Origin of the sequence: Bradyrhizobium sp. (assembly GCF_049581145.1) — a bacterium.
Classification (GTDB): Bacteria; Pseudomonadota; Alphaproteobacteria; order Rhizobiales; family Xanthobacteraceae; genus Bradyrhizobium.
Genome location: NZ_JBAURI010000291.1, coordinates 1 through 2,755 on the forward strand (window position 1 = coordinate 1; position 2,755 = coordinate 2,755).

The following is a 2,755-nucleotide window of genomic DNA, read 5'->3' on the forward strand; positions in this document are numbered from 1 at the left end:
CGCCATCGCGGCGCGGCCGAAGAAGGCCGCGATCAGCCTGGCCGTGGTCTGCCGCGACGGTCCGCGCATGCAGCAACTGGCGCGCGCGTTGTCGTTTTTTGCACCCGATCTTCCGGTCATGCAGTTCCCGGCCTGGGACTGCCAGCCCTATGACCGGGTGTCGCCGCATGGCGCGATCCTGGCGCAGCGGCTGACCACGCTGGCGCGATTGGCCCGACTCAAGGGCAGCGACAAGCCGCTGATCCTGCTGACCACGGTGAATGCCATCGTGCAGCGGGTGCCGGCGCGCGATGCGGTCGCAGCCCAGGCGCTGTCGGTCGCGCCGGGCCATGTCGTGCCGATGGATTCCATCGTCGCCTGGCTGGAGCACAATGGCTACAACAGGTCGTCGACCGTACGCGAGCCCGGCGAATACGCGGTGCGCGGCGGCATCCTCGATCTGTTTCCGGCCGGCCTCGATCTGCCGGTGCGCTTCGATTTCTTCGGCGACTCCCTGGAATCGATCCGCTCCTTCGATGCCGAGACCCAGCGCACCATGCTGGACATGCGTTCGCTCGACCTTGTGCCGGTGTCGGAATTCCAACTGGTGACCGAAACCATCCGCCGGTTCCGGATGGGCTATGTCGCCGAGTTCGGCGCCCCCGAGCGCGACGATCAGCTCTATGAGGCGGTCAGCGAAGGCCGCCGCTATCCCGGCATGGAGCATTGGCTGCCGCTGTTCCATGAGAAGATGGATACGCTGTTCGACTATCTCGGCGATGCGCCGATCATCATGGAATCACAAGGCGAGGATGCCGCGCGCGAGCGCTTCAGGCAGATCGCGGACTACTACGATGCGCGCCGCGAAGTGCTGGATCACCGCGGCGGCGGCGTGCTCTACAAGCCGTTGCCGCCGGACCGGCTCTATCTCAGCGCAGACGAGTGGACCAAAAGGCTCGATGGCGCGGCGCTGGCGCGGCTGACGCCATTTGCGGTGCCCGCCGAAAGCAGCGTGGTCGATGCCGGCGCGCGGGCCGGCCGCAACTTCGCCCCCGAGCGCAACGATGCCGCCGTCAACGTGTTCGAGGCGGTCGTCGCCCACGTGCGGGCGCTGCATGCCCAACGCAAGAAGGTGGTGATCACGCTGTGGAGCGAAGGCTCGCGCGACCGCATGGTGAGCATGCTGCGGGATCACAAGCTCACGCCCGTCACCAGCGTCAATTCCTGGCGCACGGTGCAGGCGACGCCACGCAACGAGGCCATGCTCGCGGTGCTCGGCATGGAAAGCGGCTTCGAGACCGACGATATCGCCGTCATCAGCGAGCAGGACATTCTGGGCGATCGCCTGGTGCGGCCGCGCAAGGCCAGCCGCAAGCTGGAAAACTTCATCTCGGAGGTCACGAGCCTCGCCGCGGGCGACCTGGTCGTGCATGTCGATCATGGCATCGGCCGCTTCATCGGGCTGCAGACGCTGGAGGTCTCAGGCGCCCCGCATGACTGCCTCGAACTGCATTACGCCGCCGAGACAAAGCTGTTCCTGCCGGTCGAGAACATCGAACTGCTGTCGCGCTTCGGTTCCGATCAGGCCAATGTCGAACTGGACCGGCTGGGCGGCGGCGGCTGGCAGACGCGCAAGGCGAAACTGAAGAATCGCATCCGCGAGATCGCGGGTGAACTGATCAAGATCGCCGCGGAACGGCAGTTGCACGAGGCACCGAAACTGCCGGTGCAGGCAGGCATCTACGACGAATTCTGCGCGCGCTTCCCCTATGACGAGACCGAGGATCAGCTGACCGCGATCCAGGCGACCTTGAAGGATCTCGAGACCGGGCGCCCGATGGACCGGCTGATCTGCGGCGACGTCGGTTTCGGCAAGACCGAGGTGGCGCTACGCGCTGCGTTTGCGGTCGCGCTCGACGGCAAGCAGGTCGCGGTCGTGGTGCCGACCACGCTGCTTGCGCGGCAGCATACCAAAACCTTCACCGAGCGGTTCCGCGGCTTTCCGGTCCAGGTCGCGCAAGCCTCCCGCCTGATCGCGGCCAAGGACATGGCGCAGGTCAAGAAAGGGCTGACCGAGGGCTCGGTCGACATCGTCGTCGGCACCCATGCGCTGCTTGGCAAGGCGATCAAGTTCCGCGATCTCGGCCTCTTGATCGTGGACGAGGAGCAGCACTTTGGCGTCAGCCACAAGGAACGCCTGAAGCAGCTCCGTGCCGAGGTGCATGTCCTGACGCTCAGTGCGACGCCGATCCCACGCACGCTGCAGCTCGCGCTGACAGGGGTGCGCGAATTGTCGATCATCGCCTCGCCGCCGGTCGATCGCCTCGCGGTGCGCACCTTTGTGGCGCCGCATGATCCCCTGATGATCCGCGAGGCGCTGCTGCGCGAACGCTATCGTGGCGGGCAGGCGTTCTATGTCGTGCCGCGGATCGACGACCTGGCGGAGGTCAAGGATTTCCTCGACAAGAACGTGCCTGAGATGAAGGTCGCGGTCGCGCATGGCCAGATGGCGCCGACCGTGATCGAGGACATCATGTCGGCATTCTATGACGGCAAATACGACATCCTGCTCTCGACCACGATCGTCGAATCCGGGCTCGACATTCCCAACGCCAATACGCTGATCGTGCATCGCGCCGACATGTTCGGACTGGCGCAGCTCTATCAATTGCGCGGCCGCGTCGGCCGCTCGAAGGCGCGCGCCTATGCGATTTTCACGACCCCGGCCGGCAAGACGATCACGCCGCAAGCCGAGAAACGGCTCGCCGTGCTGCAG

The 2,755-nt window shown here is 65.6% G+C and carries 1 protein-coding gene; it reads left to right on the forward strand.

The window, feature by feature from the left end:
• Window positions 1–2,755, forward strand: a 2,755-nt coding sequence (gene mfd, locus WCB02_RS09765; protein WP_423957818.1) for a transcription-repair coupling factor, incomplete at both ends; no start/stop codon positions are given.